Annotated in this window: 14 protein-coding genes and 1 tRNA gene; 9 read left to right on the forward strand and 6 right to left on the reverse strand. The window is 44.7% G+C overall.

Features of this window, described 5'->3' with window-relative positions; translation table 11 throughout:
- The first annotated feature begins 132 nt into the window (after positions 1–132).
- On the forward strand, positions 133–549 hold the full coding sequence (gene rraB / locus BSZ04_RS10245) for a ribonuclease E inhibitor RraB (protein ID WP_005432867.1): 417 nt from the start codon (positions 133–135) through the stop codon (positions 547–549).
- Between the two features lie 171 nt (positions 550–720).
- Positions 721–1,521: a glycosyl hydrolase 2 galactose-binding domain-containing protein gene (locus BSZ04_RS10250; protein WP_017187889.1), complete on the forward strand. Its 801-nt coding sequence runs from the start codon at positions 721–723 to the stop codon at positions 1,519–1,521.
- A gap of 16 nt (positions 1,522–1,537) precedes the next feature.
- Here BSZ04_RS10250 and BSZ04_RS10255 read toward each other — a convergent pair whose 3' ends face one another.
- The 5 genes from BSZ04_RS10255 to pepA all read right to left on the reverse strand — a co-directional run bounded on the left by BSZ04_RS10255 (position 1,538) and on the right by pepA (position 8,210).
- Positions 1,538–2,443 carry a bifunctional helix-turn-helix transcriptional regulator/GNAT family N-acetyltransferase gene (locus BSZ04_RS10255; RefSeq protein WP_088880350.1) on the reverse strand — a complete coding sequence of 302 codons (906 nt, stop codon included), beginning with the start codon at positions 2,441–2,443 and terminating at the stop codon, positions 1,538–1,540.
- A 115-nt stretch (positions 2,444–2,558) separates the two neighbouring features.
- On the reverse strand, positions 2,559–2,957 hold the full coding sequence (locus BSZ04_RS10260; RefSeq protein WP_005441986.1) for a DUF2061 domain-containing protein: 399 nt from the start codon (positions 2,955–2,957) through the stop codon (positions 2,559–2,561).
- 226 nt (positions 2,958–3,183) lie between these two features.
- A complete protein-coding gene (locus BSZ04_RS10265) occupies positions 3,184–6,042 on the reverse strand; it encodes a valine--tRNA ligase (protein WP_088880351.1) in 2,859 nt (952 codons plus the stop codon).
- 94 nt (positions 6,043–6,136) lie between these two features.
- Entirely contained in the window at positions 6,137–6,586 is a 450-nt protein-coding gene (locus BSZ04_RS10270) for a DNA polymerase III subunit chi (protein ID WP_010450386.1), read from the reverse strand.
- Positions 6,587–6,701: 115 nt separating this feature from the next.
- Positions 6,702–8,210 carry a leucyl aminopeptidase gene (gene pepA / locus BSZ04_RS10275; RefSeq protein ID WP_010450385.1) on the reverse strand — a complete coding sequence of 503 codons (1,509 nt, stop codon included), beginning with the start codon at positions 8,208–8,210 and terminating at the stop codon, positions 6,702–6,704.
- A 200-nt stretch (positions 8,211–8,410) separates the two neighbouring features.
- Between pepA and lptF the strand changes: the two genes are divergently transcribed.
- Both lptF and lptG read left to right on the forward strand, forming a co-directional pair.
- Complete coding sequence (gene lptF / locus BSZ04_RS10280) at positions 8,411–9,511, forward strand: LPS export ABC transporter permease LptF (protein ID WP_088880352.1); 1,101 nt, start codon at positions 8,411–8,413, stop codon at positions 9,509–9,511.
- Positions 9,512–9,514: 3 nt separating this feature from the next.
- Complete coding sequence (gene lptG / locus BSZ04_RS10285; protein WP_088880353.1) at positions 9,515–10,585, forward strand: LPS export ABC transporter permease LptG; 1,071 nt, start codon at positions 9,515–9,517, stop codon at positions 10,583–10,585.
- 73 nt (positions 10,586–10,658) lie between these two features.
- Here the strand turns inward: lptG and BSZ04_RS10290 are convergent, their stop codons facing one another.
- On the reverse strand, positions 10,659–11,138 hold the full coding sequence (locus tag BSZ04_RS10290) for an RDD family protein (protein ID WP_010450380.1): 480 nt from the start codon (positions 11,136–11,138) through the stop codon (positions 10,659–10,661).
- Between the two features lie 236 nt (positions 11,139–11,374).
- Here BSZ04_RS10290 and BSZ04_RS10295 point away from each other — a divergent pair, with 236 nt between their 5' ends.
- The 5 genes from BSZ04_RS10295 to BSZ04_RS10315 all read left to right on the forward strand — a co-directional run bounded on the left by BSZ04_RS10295 (position 11,375) and on the right by BSZ04_RS10315 (position 15,590).
- Complete coding sequence (locus BSZ04_RS10295; protein WP_088880354.1) at positions 11,375–12,040, forward strand: SDR family NAD(P)-dependent oxidoreductase; 666 nt, start codon at positions 11,375–11,377, stop codon at positions 12,038–12,040.
- Between the two features lie 157 nt (positions 12,041–12,197).
- A tRNA-Leu gene (locus BSZ04_RS10300) sits at positions 12,198–12,282 on the forward strand.
- 381 nt (positions 12,283–12,663) lie between these two features.
- Entirely contained in the window at positions 12,664–13,458 is a 795-nt protein-coding gene (locus BSZ04_RS10305) for a hypothetical protein (RefSeq protein ID WP_038884564.1), read from the forward strand.
- Positions 13,459–13,861: 403 nt separating this feature from the next.
- The gene (locus tag BSZ04_RS10310) at positions 13,862–14,167 is read left to right on the forward strand and encodes a PTS sugar transporter subunit IIB (protein ID WP_005448803.1); all 306 of its coding nucleotides are present in this window, start codon (positions 13,862–13,864) and stop codon (positions 14,165–14,167) included.
- Between the two features lie 88 nt (positions 14,168–14,255).
- On the forward strand, positions 14,256–15,590 hold the full coding sequence (locus BSZ04_RS10315) for a PTS sugar transporter subunit IIC (protein ID WP_010450374.1): 1,335 nt from the start codon (positions 14,256–14,258) through the stop codon (positions 15,588–15,590).
- Positions 15,591–15,634: the final 44 nt, after the last annotated feature.

A 15,634-nucleotide genomic window follows, 5' to 3' on the forward strand; every position in this document is an offset into this window, starting at 1 on the left:
TATCATCAAGAATCACCGCAGTTTGGTGTTTGTTTGTGGCTTTTCATCGCAATCCGTGCCATATTTCACCGCATTAACGTACTCAGTTTAGAGTATAGTGTTTCCATCAAGTAACTAATCTGGAGCCAAAACATGTCTCACGAAGATGAATATCTATCAGTAGAAGAATTAATTGAGATTCAAAAGGAAGAGACTCGCGATATCATTGCAGCATTGCTAGAAGATGGCAGCGATCCAGATTCACTATACGAAATCGAGCACCACCTATTTGCTGAAGACTTCGATACGCTAGAAAAAGCGGTTGTTGAAGCGTTCAAGATGGGCTTTGAAGTTCTTGAAGCTGAAGAAACAGAAGATGAAGATGGCAACAAACTACTTTGCTGTGATGCAACAATGGAATCTGCACTAAACGCAGAAGCAATTGATGCACAGGTTGAGAAACTGGTTCATCTGGCAGAAAAATACGACATCATTTATGACGGTTGGGGTACTTACTACGAAGGCGAAGATGCGCTTTACCCTGAAGAAGATGATGAAGACGAAGAGTAATCCTCTTATTCAATCTAAGAAGCCAGCGTTTATCGCTGGCTTTTTTGTGCCCTGAAAATGATAACCGCAGGTAACGATAAATAATTCTCATTGAGTTTGTGTGCTTATTGCCTGTAACCCTAAGTTACTTGTGTATATAATGCGTGAAAATTGATCTAGCTCAAGGTAACTATGCAACTCTCACTCGCCGGTTTATGGCAAGTCTCTCCACTGACGGACCTTTCTATCCCACAGGATGACATTACTTTCCCTGCTCCTTTGAGTCAGGTATTGCCTGCTGAGCTGACAGAAGAAGCAATTCGTCAGCAAGAGTGGCACCTGATGCATGACATCGAAGTGGATGAATCCATGATGGCATTCCCAGCGGTAGAAATGGTGTTGGGTGGTGTGGATTACCATGCTGAAGTGCGTTTAAATGGAGTTGCATTGTTCGACTGTGATGGCTCACAAAGCGTGTACAAGAAAGACATTCGTCCGTTCATGCAGATGGGGCGTAACCGTTTTGAGATTCTATTCCTTGAGGAAGAAGAAGATCTTCTACTCGATGAAGATAAGCCAGAGTTGTGCTCACTTGCGGATCATGAATACCAAAAGAGTGATGAGCGCTTGGGGGTATGGCAAGAGCCGTATCTGCAGTTCATTCGCAATGTGCGTTTAGACCGTGTAGCAACCGAGCAGATTTGGCACCACGGTGGTGGTTGTGAGTTTAAGGTGGATTTGTACTACCAAACTTTTGCGCCGGGTTTAGTATCAGCATCGGTTAAGTTTAATGGCATGACTTACCATATTCCTATTGATGTCCGAGCGGATCATGCGAGTGCTTTATTCCAGATCGAAGCGCCAAAGTATGCCGATCTTAATGATCCCGATCCAAAAGATCTCTACGAACTCGTGGTGGAGTTGGATGGGCAACGCCAAGCATTTACAGTGGCACTTAGCCAAGAGCTCTGTGTTACCCATCTTGTACTTTAAGTTTGGGGATAAAACGCTATAACGTCTTAAGCATCACGACTTCACATGCATCATGCCCTGTTTGTCCTAGCGGGGCATCGAGATGCTCAAAGCCTAGCTTTTCATACAAGCCTACCGCTTCTCTTAGACATTCGGTCGTTTCCAAATAGCACTGCTGATATCCAAACTGTTTCGCCAGTTGTAAGCTTAATGCGACGATGCGCTTGGCTAAACCCTGTCCTCGCGTTTGAGGTAAGAAGTACATCTTTTGCAGCTCACACACATTTGGCTCACCAGCTAAAGGTGCAAAGCCGCCGCCACCCACAATCTCGCCTTGGTATTCGACCACCCAATAAGCTGCACCTTGTTGGTCGTAAACCGAGTACATGTCATCCAGTGTTGGATCGGCCACACCATAACCTTTGTCTGCGGTTAAACCGTATTCTGCAGAGACTTTACGAATTACTTCTGCAACTTGCGAGTTATCTGCTTTGGTAAGAGGTCGAAGAACGTATTCCTCAGCCTGACACACTTTCGTTAGCCCTTTTAGGTAAGTCTCTAAACCAAGTTTGAGTTGCTCTTGCTCGCTGTCATCGAGTTGGGTAAGCAGTTGTTCAAAGAATCTGTTTTGCTGTTGGTCTAGTTGCGATAACGCCTGTTGACCTTGCTTTGTAAGCGCTACGAGTTGGCTACGTTTGTCTTTTGGGTTTTCGATGCTCTCAACCAAACCTAGTTTAATCAAACCGGTAACGGTGCGGCTTGCATTGGATTTGTCGACATTGAGTTGCTGTGCCAGTTGATTGATGGTCAACGGCTGCAATTGGATTTCACCTAACGCGTGCGCTTGCACTGGAGTGAGCGCGACATCGCCGCATTGTTTATCGAGCAGACCAAGCAATCGGACGGCTTGGCGGGAATAGTGTCGGAGTTGACGAGCGTTCATTATCACTTACCCCTAAAAATAAAGTTGCGCACCGCAATTAAATTAATTGCGGTGCGCAACTTTGTCAATGGTAAATGTCATTTTGCTTGTTAGGAGGCGTATTGAGCTTCCATGTTTAAGCGTGTTGGTGTAGGCAAAATTGTGGGGCTTGACTATCTGATTTACGCATCCACACTTTCTCGTGGAAGTAGTAAGCCACAGTGTTCAAGCTAGGCTCTAGCATCGCCATGATACCGCCGACAAACGCATCACCTGTTAGCAAGTAAACCACGCTAAACGCAACACTGAAGTGGATAGTGGCAAAGCTTGCGGTTTTTAATTTGGTCATCCACTGACGAGCTTTAAGCGCTGGGACTTTTGCCCATGCCTTTTCATGAAAGTAGAAAGCGACGGTGTTCACTGAAGGCTCAATCATGGCAATTAAACTACCAATTAGAATGTCGCCAGTAAGCACGTAAGCGACACTAAACGCGATAGTAAAATGGAGTGCTGCAAAGGTTAGTGTCTTTTTCATGATAATTACTCAATCGTTGTGTTGTTTCGATAGGTCTATTATTGAGAATTATTATCATTAAATCTAATGGGCAGTTAAGATTAGTTTGATAGGTAAAAACTATTAAATAGGAGGGAGACTAGGGGAGAAGAGTGAATATCTTTGAAAGCTTTCCGAGTGATAAAATGCAAAAAGGGTTGATGCTTTCACACCAACCCTTTGATTCTTTTATTCTAGCCTTTAGCGATTAAAGTGCAGCGATCGTTGTCTTCTGCTCTTCTAGCTTAGCTAGTGTCTCTTTGTAGCCTTCAAGCTTCTCACGCTCTTTAGCAACAACCGCTTCAGGCGCTTTCGCTACGAAGCCTTCGTTACCTAGTTTGCCTTCGATACGCTTGATTTCGCCGTGAGTCTTCTTGATTTCGCCATCTAGACGAGCAAGCTCTGCATCTTTGTCGATCAGACCTGCCATTGGGATCATCAGCTCAGACTTAGCAACCAATGCTGTCGCACACGCTGGCGTTTCTTCGTCAGCAGCAAGTACGCGTACAGATTCTAGTTTCGCTAGAGACATCAGTACTTGTTTGTTTGCTTCTAGACGAGCTGCGTCTTCTGCGTTTGAAGCTTTCAGCATAACGTCAAGCGGCTTACCTGGGTTGATGTCGTATTCAGCACGTAGGTTACGGATACTTGTAATGAACGCTTTCACCCATTCAATATCGTCTAGCGCTTCTTGGTTGAAGTTTGCTTCGTCGAATTGAGGCAGTGCTTGAAGCATGATTGTCTCACCTTCTACACCTTCAACTAGTGGCTTGATACTTTGCCAGATAGTTTCAGTGATGTAAGGAATCACTGGGTGAGCTAGACGTAGAGTCTTCTCAAGAACCGTGATTAGTGTACGGCGAGTACCACGCTGTTGCGCTTCTGTACCTTTCCATAGAACTGGTTTAGTTAGCTCTAGGTACCAGTCACAGAATTGGTTCCAGATGAATTCGTAAAGCGTGTTAGACGCCATATCTAGACGGAAGTTGTCGATATGGTTGTTGAACGCTTTCGCCGCTAGTTCAAACTGAGACTCGATCCACTTGTCCGCTAGTGAGTATTCAATCTCACCACCGTTGAAGCCACAATCTTGCTCTTCTGTGTTCATCATTACGTAACGGCTTGCGTTCCATAGTTTGTTACAGAAGTTACGGTAACCTTCAAGACGCTTCATATCCCAGTTGATATCGCGACCTGTTGATGCCATTGCTGCAAGAGTGAAACGTAGTGCGTCTGTACCGTATGCTTCGATACCGTTTTCAAACGTCTTGCGAGTGTTCTTCTCGATCTTCTTCGCTAGCTGAGGCTGCATCATGTTGCCACAACGCTTCTCTACTAGAGACTCTAGGTCGATACCATCGATCATGTCGATTGGGTCAAGTACGTTACCTTTCGACTTAGACATCTTGTCGCCGTTTTCGTCACGGATTAGACCAGTAACGTAAACCGTCTTAAATGGTACTTGTGGTTTGCCGTTTTCGTCTTTCACGAAGTGCATGGTCATCATGATCATGCGTGCAACCCAGAAGAAGATGATGTCGAAACCAGTCACTAGTACGTCTGAAGGGTGGAATACTTTCAGATCGTCAGTTTGCTCTGGCCAACCTTGAGTACCGAACGTCCATAGTGCAGAAGAGAACCATGTATCCAGTACGTCTTCGTCTTGGTGAAGTTCAATAACTGACTCTAGGTTGTTGTTCTTACGAACTTCTTCTTCGTCACGACCTACGTAAACATTACCTTGGTTGTCGTACCAAGCTGGGATGCGGTGACCCCACCATAGCTGACGAGAGATACACCAGTCTTGAACGTCACGCATCCAAGAGAAGTACATGTTTTCGTATTGCTTAGGAACGAATTGGATGTCGCCGTTTTCTACTGCTTCAACCGCTGTTTTCGCTAGAGGTGCAGTACGTACGTACCATTGGTCAGTTAGCATTGGTTCGATAACCACGCCACCACGGTCGCCGTAAGGAACTTGTAGATCGTGATCTTTCACTTCTTCAAGTAGACCTAGCTCGTCGAATTCAGCAACGATAGCTTTACGAGCAGCAAAACGCTCCATACCGTGGTACTTAGCTGGTAGCTCAGTGCTGTATGCGTCGCTTGCTTCGCCGTTAGTGTTGAATACTTCAGAAGCGTCACGGATGTTCGCGTCGAAAGTCAGAATGTTGATCATTGGTAGCTGGTGGCGCTTACCAACTTCGTAGTCGTTGAAGTCGTGCGCAGGTGTGATTTTCACACAGCCAGTACCTTTTTCCATATCTGCGTGCTCATCGCCCACGATTGGGATGCGACGATCAACAATAGGAAGGATGATTTCTTTACCGATAAGATCTTTGTAACGTGGATCTTCTGGGTTAACCGCAACACCAGTATCGCCTAGCATGGTCTCTGGACGAGTGGTTGCAACAACGATGTAGTCTTTGCCATCCGCTGTTTTAACGCCATCCGCTAGTGGGTAGCGGAAGTGCCACATGTTGCCTTTGGTGTCTTTGTTCTCTACTTCTAGATCTGAAATCGCTGTGTGTAATTTTGGATCCCAGTTAACTAGACGCTTACCGCGGTAGATTAGGTCGTCTTCGTATAGACGTACGAACACTTCTTGAACCGCGTTAGATAGACCATCGTCCATCGTAAAGCGCTCACGATCCCAGTCTACAGATGCGCCAAGACGACGAAGCTGCTTAGTGATAGTACCGCCAGATTCGCCTTTCCATTCCCAGATTTTGTCGATGAAAGCTTCACGACCGTAATCGTGTTTTGTTTTGCCTTCTTCTGCAGCGATCTTACGCTCAACAACCATCTGAGTTGCGATACCTGCGTGGTCAGTACCTACTTGCCAAAGAGTGTTCTTGCCCTTCATGCGCTCACAACGGATAAGAGTATCCATGATCGTGTCTTGGAACGCGTGGCCCATATGTAGGCTACCAGTGACGTTCGGTGGCGGGATCATGATGCTGTAAGCTTCTTTAGTAGTGTCACCGTGTGGCTTGAAGTAGCCTTTTTCTTCCCAAGTCTGATACAGAGCTTGTTCGATTGAAGTTGGGTTGTATGTCTTTTCCATAGCGCTCTTTTAATGGATACGTTGATGGTTGAATCTAAGTCAATCTTTATAAGTGAACTCTCTGAGTGGAGAGCTTAACTATAAGGATTGACCGTTAAGGATATTGAATTTCGATCGTTTGCAGTTGATAACCTGCCTGACGGTAAATTTTATACCTTTCTCTTGCGAGCTGTTTAGCTTTTTCTTCGCAAGGCACGAAGTCTACCACTTGAGCAAACTTGTTCGCAAAGGTTGTCTCATTTTCCGCCAAATTAATTACTAACTGACGATTCCAATTCGGCTTTACGCCGTTATGGCCGATCTCAATATTGGTGGCGTATTTCGGTCCTTCGCCTACGAGATTATGTGCCATGAACTTATCTGCATCAATTTGCCAAAAGGTTTCGGCGAGTTGTTCAGCGTGCGGTTTATCTTCGCAATTCAAGTACACTTTTGCGCCTTGGCGAGCAAAGTGCTGAGCCAAAAACACGATGTATTCTTCAAAGCCAGCCACGGTTGCTTGCGGGCTATCTTCTTTAATGATGTAGAAAGTTGCAGTTTGCATCATTCTCTCACTTGCCGTTGGTCTCATCCTAAGACCATCATAAGTCCCATTTTCAATTAAGAAAATCGAGGTAATAAAAAAGGGCCTTGCGGCCCTTTTAGATTTTGTTCAGAAATTACTCTTCTGTCTCTTGGCCGCTGCGGTTCAAAAGGAATTGGACAAGCATTGAGACAGGACGGCCCGTTGAGCCTTTCGCTGCGCCTGATTTCCACGCAGTACCTGCGATATCGACGTGTGCCCAGTTGTACTTTTTAGCAAACTTAGACAGGAAGCAACCCGCAGTGATAGTGCCAGCAGGACGACCACCGATATTTGCCATGTCAGCAAATGGGCTCTTCAACTGCTCGTGGTATTCGTCTGCCATTGGTAGACGCCAAGCACGGTCACTCGCTTGCTCAGAAGCGTTTACTAGCTCATGAGAAAGTGGGTTGTGGTTAGAGATTACGCCGCTGATATGGTGGCCTAGTGCGATAACACAAGCACCAGTTAGCGTTGCAACGTCTACTACGCAGTCTGGTTCGAAACGCTCTACGTAAGTCAGTGCGTCACAAAGAACAAGACGACCTTCCGCATCCGTGTTCAGTACTTCTACGGTTTGACCAGACATGGTTGTTAGGATGTCACCAGGACGGTAAGCGTTGCTGCCAGGCATGTTTTCACAGCCTGCTAGGACACCAATAACGTTGATTGGTAAGTTTAGCTTCGCTAGCGCTTTCATTGTACCGAATACAGATGCCGCACCACACATGTCGTACTTCATCTCATCCATACCTTCACCAGGTTTGAGAGAGATACCGCCTGAATCGAACGTCAGACCTTTACCAACTAGTACGATAGGTTTTGCTTCTGACTCTGGGTTACCTTTGTATTCGATGATAGACATCATTGATTCGTTTTTCGAACCACGACCTACTGCTAGGTAAGATGTCATGCCCAGTTTTTCCATCTCTTGTTCACCAATGATCTTGGTGGTTACTGTTTCGTAGTCGTCAGCAAGGCGACGAGCTTGAGATGCAAGGTAAGCTGGGTTTGCTACGTTTGGTGGCATGTTGCCAAGATCTTTTGATGCTTTTACACCAGAAGAAATGGCTAGACCGTGAGTGATCGCTTTCTCGCCTAGGTTCAGTTCACGACGTGTCGGTACGTTGAACACTAACTTACGTAGTGGACGACGAGTTTCCGGCTTAACGCTCTTGAACTGGTTAAATGTGTAAAGACCATCTTTAGTCGCTTCAACAGCTTGACGTACTTTCCAGTACGTATCGCGACCTTTAACGTGCAGTTCGGTCAGGAAACACACTGCTTCCATAGAACCTGTTTCGTTAAGTGTGCTGATCGTCTTTTGAATGATTTCCTTGTACTGGCGCTCGCCTAGCTCACGTTCTTTACCACAACCTACTAGTAGAACGCGCTCTGACAAAACACCTGGTACTTGATGCAGCAGCAGCATCTGACCAGGTTTACCCTCTAGATCACCACGGCGAAGTAGTGAACTGATGTAACCGTCACTGATTTTATCAAGTTGCTCGGCTACTGGAGAAAGGCGACGTGGTTCAAACACACCAACAACGATACATGCACTACGTTGTTTCTCTGGACTGCCACTTTTAACACTGAACTCCATGCGTACTCCTACATCCTGAAGACAAATTGCTCTAAATGTTAGATAATGATCGCTTACTTGTTGAATTTAAGCTCAGGTCTTACCAATAGAGCTGATTTAAGCGCTAACATCTAGTTTATAATTTTTAAAAAAATAAATGGTTCAACGGGAAACTATAGTGATTCGACCAAAAAAACAAGTTTTGTATAGGTAATTTGAGCGTGATTATTGTTAGATATTTGATCCGCGAAACACTCAAGAGCCAATTTGCGATTTTCTTCGTGCTTTTTTTGGTGTTTGTGAGCCAGAAGTTTATCAGTGTCTTAGCTGATGCTTCTGATGGAGATATTCCTGCTGGATTGATTTTCTCAGTGGTTGGATTGAACATGCCTGCAATGGGGCTTTTGATGCTGCCATTGAGTTTGTACATTGGCATATTGATCACCTTTGGCCGTTTATATGCGGAAAGTGAAATCGTGGTAATGAATGCGACGGGTATCGGAAATAAGTTCCTGGTACAAGCGGCATTGTATTTGGCGATCATCACATCGGGTGTGGCAGCGTTCAATGCGCTATGGCTATCACCTTGGTCTCAAGACCGAGTAGAACAGCTGTATGAGCAAGTCGCCGCAGAAAACAGTGTCGATCTACTAAAGAAAGGTCAGTTCCAGGGAACACCTGACGGTTCTTCAGTTGTGTTCATTGATGACATCAAAAACAGCAAACTCAGTAATGTGTTTGTGGCACAGATGCGCCCGCGAGACTCCATCCTGCCAAGTGTGATGTTTTCTTCCTCTGGTGAGGTGAAAGAACTGTCTGATGGCCGCCAGATCATCACCATGCATGAAGGTACTCGCTATGAAGGTGTGCCAACTCGTGTAGAGTACATGGTCACTAAATTTGATCAGTATGAAGGTTTGATTGGCCAACGCGAAGTGAAGCAGAAAGGTCGAGACTGGGAAGCCTATCCAACAGTGGACTTGATTGGTCACCCGGACCCAGAGGCACAAGCCGAATTGCAATGGCGTATTTCGCTATTTGTATGTATTCCACTTTTGACCATGTTAGTCATCCCTTTATCTGCGGTTAACCCGCGTCAAGGACGCTTCGCCAAAATGGGACCGGCTATTTTGATTTACTTGGCGTACTTTCTTGCTATCAGCGCTACCAAGTCGGCACTCGAAGATGGTGCGATTCCGGCCGCTATTGGTATGTGGCCAATCAATGGAATGTTACTCGTGGTCGCTATTTTGGCAAACATGATGGACAGTGTTCCTGCCCGAAGAATGAAAGACAAATTCCGCAAGAAGAGGCTCGCGTAAGCTGTGTTTAAACTTTTAGACCTTTACATCGGTAGAACGATTATCTCTACTACTGCCTTGGTTCTAGCGACCTTCGTCGGCTTGTCGGGCATCATCAAATACGTAGAGCAGTTACGCAAAGTTGGCCGCGGTGCCTATGACTTAATGCATGCGCTTTACTTTGTATTGCTGAGTATCCCTCGTGATATCGAAATGTTCTTTCCAATGGCAGCGTTATTAGGTGCTTTGATTGGTTTAGGCATGCTGGCATCAAGCTCTGAACTTGTCGTTATGCAAGCGGCAGGTTTCTCTAAGTTGGATATCGGTTTGTCTGTGCTTAAAACCGCTGTGCCACTGATGCTTATCGTCATGACATTAGGTCAATGGGGCGCTCCTGAAGCCCAAAAAATGGCGCGTGATTTACGTGCGTTTGCTTTGTCTGGCGGTAGTATTGTCTCTGTCCGCGCGGGGGTGTGGGCTCGTGATGCCAATGATTTCATCTTTATTGGCAAAGTTGAAGATGACAAGCTGTACGCTTTGAATATGTGGCGTTTTGATGACGATAAGAACCTTGAAAAAGTGATCTTTTCTGAAGAAGTCGATTATCAAAATAACAATAATTGGCTGATGCGCAATGTTCAAATAACGGACATGGAAAACAAAGATGTCATTACCAAGCGCACTATTGAGCAGATGGAATGGCATACCTCATTGGCACCAGACAAACTGGCAGTCGTAACGGTAAAGCCCGAAGAGCTCTCTCTAAGTGGTTTGTATGATTACGTAACGTATTTGAAAGCCTCAGAGCAGGACGCCTCGCGTTATGAGTTGGCGTTTTGGCGTAAGTTATCTCAGCCGCTGTCTATTGCAGTTATGATGCTGATGGCGTTGTCGTTTGTCTTTGGACCGTTACGTAGTGTTACCATGGGCGCAAGGGTTCTCTCAGGCGTGGTAGCGGGTTTTACTTTCTATATATCCAGTGAGTTCTTTGGACCACTTACCTTGGTATATGGCATACCGCCTGTATTCGGCGCACTAGCGCCAAGCTTGGTGTTCCTAGCCATTGCAGTATCTTTGCTAAGAAGAAAACTGTAGGTTTTCAAAAGCGATAAATATGAAAAAGGAAGGCACCGTGCCTTCCTTTTTTTATTCTACTTTTGCCACTAAGCTATTTTGCTTTAGGCAAGACCACGACTTCAGTTTTTGCCCAAATATCGTGGAAACCACGTTTTTGAGGGTCAATTGGCACCGTTAGGTTAGCCAGACCAAAACCAGATGTCGCTATACGAATAAGAGCCTGTGTCACTGTAATTGGTGCACCATCTTTGCTATTACGTACTTGTATCTTCCAAGCTCGCATACCTAAGGTTTGCCCCGCACGAGTCCAGAAGAACACAAAAAAGTAGATCCATACCACAGCAAGATACAGCGTGAACAATGGGCTTAATACCGGATGCTTTCCTAGCATATCTGCTGCATCCACATATTCTCCATAGCTCAGCAACCCTGCCGCGTTTAGCGCAAAGACAATCGCCATTACTACACCTGCCGCCATCATCTCAATCGCAAGGATAATCAGCGTGTCGTAAAACAACGCTGCGAGTCGACGGAAAAACCCCGCTGGTGGAAGAGTTGTAGAAGTAGTCATAATTCCATTACTTACCTTTAAAATCGTGCGTCAGAATATAGATTCCGTCCGCCGGTGAAAAGAGAGCTAACGCACAGAGTCTCTAATTGTAAACAAATCACGTGTTCAAAGTGACTTTATCGTGACTCACAAAGTAACCCAGTTCAAAGTTCGTATCATGCAAACTGTGAAACCGTCAAACATGCGTTACCTTGCTTAGTAAAGAAGATTACGAATGACATAGTTAGAGGTACAAGATGATCGTAATTACTGGCGCAAGCAGTGGCTTGGGAGCTCAACTGGCCAAATTGTATGATGCTCAAGGTAAAGAAACCCTGCTAACAGGGCGTAGTGAAGAGAAGTTAGATACGCTGGCTCAACATCTCTCAAACAAAGCTCAGACGAAAAGCTGTGATCTTATCGACGCATGTCAAGTTGAGCGTTTGTTTGATGAGTTGCCTCAAACGCCCTCGACTCTGATTCATTGTGCTGGAAGTGGTTATTTTGGTTTGTTAGCAGAGCAAGACCCGCAAGAGATTAAAAAGCTAATTGAAAATAATCTCACTTCGGCGATTCATGTCCTGAGAGAGTTAGTAAAGCGCTATCAAGATCAACCAATCAGCGTCGTGATGGTGATGTCTACAGCTGCACAGTTACCAAAGGCACAAGAATCGACTTATTGTGCAGTAAAGTGGGCAGTAAAAGGTTTGATTGAGTCCGTTCGTATGGAGCTAAAAGGCAAACCGATGAAGATTATCGCCGTTTATCCTGGCGGTATGGCAACGGAGTTTTGGGAGACTAGTGGTAAATCACTAGATACTAGCGGTTTTATGAGTGCAGGTGATGCTGCGAAGATGATTCATGATGCACTCTCTAGCGTTGGCAATGGTTACGTTTCGGATATTACCGTTAACCGCTTATAAGGTCTGAGCAGTTTGTAGGGTTAGCTAAGCTAAGATCTTCTTTGTCACACTTTGTGGCGAAATTATCAGCAAACGATAGTTATTAAAGGTTTTTCTGCTTGCGTAGGTCAAAAGCTTCCGTATAATGCCAACCATCAAAGGGCGATAGCCTAGAGATGCCGGTGTGGTGAAATTGGTATACACGACGGATTCAAAATCCGTTGCCTTCGGGCGTGGCGGTTCAAGTCCGCCCACCGGTACCATATTCTAAGATAGAGCCTCGACGAAAGTCGGGGCTTTGTTGTATCTAGGGTTTGTGAATTCAAATCCAACGTGGCGGCAGGAGTGCCTGCCCAGTCAAGTCACCCGCTGATATCATACGTAGAAAGGTCGCTCCTGTAGCGGCCTTTCGTCGTTTTAGGCGTTTGGAAATGGTGGAAGAAAGGATAGCGTTGCCTTCGCGGTGACAGCAGGCGCCTTGTCCGGTTGAATGCCCCCTAATTGTTCGTCCATCAGAACCATATTGCAAAGGTGACTTTTGTGTTAGTACTGGTATTTGTTGATTCGAATCATATTACTTTATAAATCATACAATTATCATTAATAAATAAAAAGTATAGTTAACTAATAAATGTGGTTGTTTTATGAATGGTAAGTATTTAGCAGTGTTTGCGTCTGGCGTTGTTGTATTGGCTGGTTGTGGAGGAGGAGATGGTGGATCAGCACCAACGACTGTTGGTGGGGATGAGTTTGCTAGCCTTGTTAAGGAAACAAACTTTGTGCAAGGTTTCCCTAGTTTATACAGTGATTATCTAGATGGCCAAAAATTGGTTCAGAATGGAACGGTGAGGTTTGATACGACTAACCAGATACCGCTTTACTATGTTTCTTTAGAAGGAACACAGCCACCAACTGCCGTCGTTGAAGCCGTAAACCAAATCGAAAGCCGCTTGGGGAATATTTTTACTGATTTTCACCTTCTGACAGATGATCTCAGTGGCTACAGAGATCTCTCTTTTCCCACTGAGAACCGCGGGAATTATACGTATAGCGAAGCAAGCTTTAAAAACGCTCATGGGATTATTGGGGGCTTAGTTTTTTCCCAAGGAACCGCATACTATAGTACTGAGTGGGCGAACGATCCGCAGGAAATGTGTGGGAATGCATCGATAGGGCCATATACCGGTAATTTGAGTTTGGTGGTTAATCCTGCAACACATACTTATAGTGCTAGTTCTTTATTGTGGGTGAATATGGGAAATGGGCAGTGCAGCTGGGATTACCAAATGGCCAAGCATGAGATGGCGCACGCAATGGGGATGTTCTCCCACCTTGATGGTTACTTTGGGCTTTGGAGTGAAACCGCAATGGACATTCTAGCAACGCTATACAGCAACTCTGCTGGTACGCCTTTTAATGAATTACAGAAAGCGAACTAAATTTACCCATAGTAAAATCTGCTAGGACTATCATAGTCAGTAATGTAGAGCCAAAGGTCATAGAGTTAATTCTGTCATCTTTGGCTTTTTTTTCACATAACTAAATCATTCTTTAGCTTAAAGTTTATTGGCAGTTTAAATAAAAATCTAATGATGATTAATTCCTTTTTATACTCTGATATAAATTACTATTTAATAGATAATCTTCGCCAAAATTCTTATTGAACTCAGTTTTCTTACTCGATAAAGATGAAGTTGAATTTCGTTAAATAATGAAATGATACTCTTTTTATATTGAAAATGGGATCTTGTTCATACTCAATGCAACCGGTTGCGCTTTTTTGTGTTGGTTATTTTTGCTACAGTTTTTGTAGGTTGAAATTTACACAACGGGAGTAAGGCCATGAAAAAAATTCTTTTATGCTGCAGCGCAGGGATGTCGACCAGTATGCTTGTAAAGAAAATGGAGCAAGCTGCTGAAAAGCAAGGGCTTGAGTGCAAGATTGATGCGTTATCGGTAAATGCATTTGATGAAGCGATCAAAGAGTACGATGTGTGTTTGCTTGGTCCTCAAGTGCGATTCCAACTAGAAGAATTGCGTAAAACTGCACAAGAGCACGGCAAAAATATTGATGCTATTTCTCCACAAGCTTATGGAATGATGAAAGGGGAAGAAGTATTACAACAAGCATTAGAACTGATTAACTAATTCAATAACTTTAAATAGAAATAAGAATATCCACTAAATATAAATATTTGGTGCGGGATTCTTTTGTCTAAAAATAAGGATGGACTCTATGAAGCTTTATGATGCGATTATAGGAATAGTCGAAAAGCATATAGCCCCTATTGCGGCAAAAGTGGGAAATCAACCCCATGTTAGAGCAATGAGAGACGGATTTATTGTGGCAATGCCGTTTATTATTGTTGGTAGTTTTATCTTAATTTTTGCTTTCCCACCATTTGCTGAAGACACCACATTTACACTCGGGCGAGTTTGGTTAGACTTCGCCACCACACATTTCGACACCATTATGATGCCCTTTAATATGTCGATGGGGATCATGACTATATTTGTCTCGCTTGGGGTCGCCTATAGCTTGGCCAAAGCGTACAAAATGGATGGGATCACCAGCGCGGTATTATCACTGATGAGCTTCCTTTTGGTTGCTGCTCCAGCTAAAGATGGCGCACTAGCTATGAAGCACATGGGCGGTACCGGAATCTTTACCGCGGTAATGTGTGCTTTCTTTGCGGTTGAGCTTTACCGCTTTATGAAAAAGCACAACATTACGATCCGCATGCCAGAGCAAGTACCACCTGCAATCGCTCGTTCTTTCGAGGTCCTTTTGCCAGTACTCGCTATATTCCTAACCTTGTATCCGCTAAGTATTTTTGTTCAAACTCAATATGACATGCTGATCCCTGATGCGGTTATGGCGATGTTCAAACCACTGATCAGTGCATCGAATACCTTACCTGCAATCATTGGTGCATTGCTGGTGTGTCAGCTACTTTGGTTTGCTGGTATTCACGGTGCGGCGATTGTAGTTGGTCTTCTATCGCCAATCTTCCTTACCAACATCAGCGCTAACATTGATGCGTTTGTTGCGGGCCAACCAATTCCAAACGTATTCACCCAACCATTCTGGGATTTCTATATCTTTATTGGTGGTTCGGGCGCAACACTTGCGCTAGTGATGCTGATGTCATTTAGCCGTTCCGCGCACCTTAAGAGTATCGGCCGAATGAGTGCTGTGCCGGGTTTCTTCCAAATCAATGAACCTGTGATTTTTGGTAGCCCAGTAGTAATGAACCCAATCCTGTTTATTCCCTTTGTATTTGCGCCAATCGTTAACGCAACTATTGCTTACTTTGCAGTACAGCTTGGCTTTGTGGGCATGGGGGTTGCGACTACACCTTGGACAACGCCTGCACTGATTGGTGCTTCATGGGGCAGTGGTTGGACGTTCTCACCAGTGCTGTTGGTGATTGGCCTACTGATTCTTGACCTCTTTATTTATCTGCCGTTCTTCAAAATGTTTGAGAAGCAGGTGATGGAACAAGAGTTACCTACGAGCAAAGAAAGTAAGGATGCTGAACAGCCATCTGGCGAAGGCGTGACTGCTTAATAGTAATTGGGCTGTCACATGGCAGCCCATGTTTCTGGAGAGAA

The organism is Vibrio rotiferianus (genome assembly GCF_002214395.1).
Taxonomy (GTDB): domain Bacteria; phylum Pseudomonadota; class Gammaproteobacteria; order Enterobacterales; family Vibrionaceae; genus Vibrio; species Vibrio rotiferianus.

Coding starts and splice junctions, on each gene's coding strand:
- rraB (WP_005432867.1), top strand. CDS start 133: ATGTCTCACGAAGATGAATATCTATCAGTAGAAGAATTAATTGAGATT.
- BSZ04_RS10250 (WP_017187889.1), top strand. CDS start 721: ATGCAACTCTCACTCGCCGGTTTATGGCAAGTCTCTCCACTGACGGAC.
- BSZ04_RS10255 (WP_088880350.1), bottom strand. CDS start 2,443: ATGAACGCTCGTCAACTCCGACACTATTCCCGCCAAGCCGTCCGATTG.
- BSZ04_RS10260 (WP_005441986.1), bottom strand. CDS start 2,957: ATGAAAAAGACACTAACCTTTGCAGCACTCCATTTTACTATCGCGTTT.
- BSZ04_RS10265 (WP_088880351.1), bottom strand. CDS start 6,042: ATGGAAAAGACATACAACCCAACTTCAATCGAACAAGCTCTGTATCAG.
- BSZ04_RS10270 (WP_010450386.1), bottom strand. CDS start 6,586: ATGCAAACTGCAACTTTCTACATCATTAAAGAAGATAGCCCGCAAGCA.
- pepA (WP_010450385.1), bottom strand. CDS start 8,210: ATGGAGTTCAGTGTTAAAAGTGGCAGTCCAGAGAAACAACGTAGTGCA.
- BSZ04_RS10290 (WP_010450380.1), bottom strand. CDS start 11,138: ATGACTACTTCTACAACTCTTCCACCAGCGGGGTTTTTCCGTCGACTC.
- BSZ04_RS10295 (WP_088880354.1), top strand. CDS start 11,375: ATGATCGTAATTACTGGCGCAAGCAGTGGCTTGGGAGCTCAACTGGCC.
- BSZ04_RS10305 (WP_038884564.1), top strand. CDS start 12,664: ATGAATGGTAAGTATTTAGCAGTGTTTGCGTCTGGCGTTGTTGTATTG.
- BSZ04_RS10310 (WP_005448803.1), top strand. CDS start 13,862: ATGAAAAAAATTCTTTTATGCTGCAGCGCAGGGATGTCGACCAGTATG.
- BSZ04_RS10315 (WP_010450374.1), top strand. CDS start 14,256: ATGAAGCTTTATGATGCGATTATAGGAATAGTCGAAAAGCATATAGCC.